Source organism: Mycobacterium sp. IDUB_19 (genome assembly GCF_055419445.1).
Map to the genome: position 1 here is coordinate 1 of NZ_JBVAXR010000158.1, position 1,144 is coordinate 1,144.

Consider the following 1,144-nt stretch of genomic DNA (forward strand, 5'->3'; position numbering starts at 1 on the left):
CTCTCGACAGCTTGGACATCATGGCACACGGGCGCGCTCAGCAGTTCTGGTCAGGCTGTTTGCCGCGGGGTGGTGCAACCGAGTTAGAACGGCGGTCAGGATGTGGTGCCGGACAGGCGTGGACGGCTTGGATCGCTTTGCGCCGATCCGGAACCGCAGGAAGCCTTCGCCCCCGAGGCTCAAGCTCGGTTAGATTAACTATGTTAATAAATTGAATAGTTAAGTTGTTTAACCTAGTGAGCGCGGGTAAAAATATCGCATGTCCTCGAAGCCGCGGATGTCGCGCATGCTTGACCAGCATCGCTTCGATGCGCTTGCGGCCTCAGTGACATCCGAGTACTTCCACGTTGGCGTGATGTTGCTGGACCGCGATCTTCGTATTCGTGGCGCGAACCCGACCTATGAGGCTGTTTCCATGCGGCAGCGTGATGAGCTGCTCGGTAACTTCGTTTTCGACGTGTTTCCCGACGACCCTCGTGATCCGCAGGCCAACGGTTCGTCCGTGCTTCTCCTGTCCGTCGAGTCTGCGTTGCGCACGCGCGGAACCGACACCATGCCGATCTTCAGGTACGACATCGCCGACCCGCAGAATCCGGACGTCTTTGTTCCGAAGGTGTGGACGTGCAGCAGCACCTCGGTCGACGATGGCGACGAGCAGATCGGAGCGCTTCTCCGGGTAGCCGAGATCACATCACTTGAGGAGGCGTTGTCTGCGTTGTCGCAGAACATCGCAGGCGGCGCAACGCTTGGTGCCGCCGAGCAACTCCACGTGCTGTCTGCCCTGGTCGCCTCCGTACGCGCGGACCAGCGCTACGCGCAGGCGATGGCTCGGGAGAACGAGCACCTTCGCCGTGCACTTGAAACCCGCGACATCATCGGCCAGGCCAAGGGCATGCTCATGGAACGCTTCGATATCGACGCGGCTTCGGCGTTCGGCCTGTTGACGACGTTGTCGCAGCAGTCGAACACCCGACTGGCCCACGTTGCCCAGAAGCTCATAGAAATCGAGCATCCGAGCACCTAGCGACTCCTGGTCACCGATGGTTCAAGAAACTTCAGAGCACTTCGCTATACGTCCGGGCGATCTGCTTAGTGGCACCGCGCGAATCGGTTTTCGCAAAACATGCCAACAGCATCCGAGCCC

Annotated in this window: 1 protein-coding gene; it reads left to right on the forward strand. The window is 59.7% G+C overall.

The window, feature by feature from the left end; all coding sequences use genetic code 11:
- Window positions 1–355: 355 nt before the first annotated feature.
- A complete protein-coding gene (locus ACZY0B_RS27610) occupies window positions 356–1,024 on the forward strand; it encodes an ANTAR domain-containing protein (protein WP_463767398.1) in 669 nt (222 codons plus the stop codon).
- The last annotated feature ends 120 nt before the right edge of the window (window positions 1,025–1,144 follow it).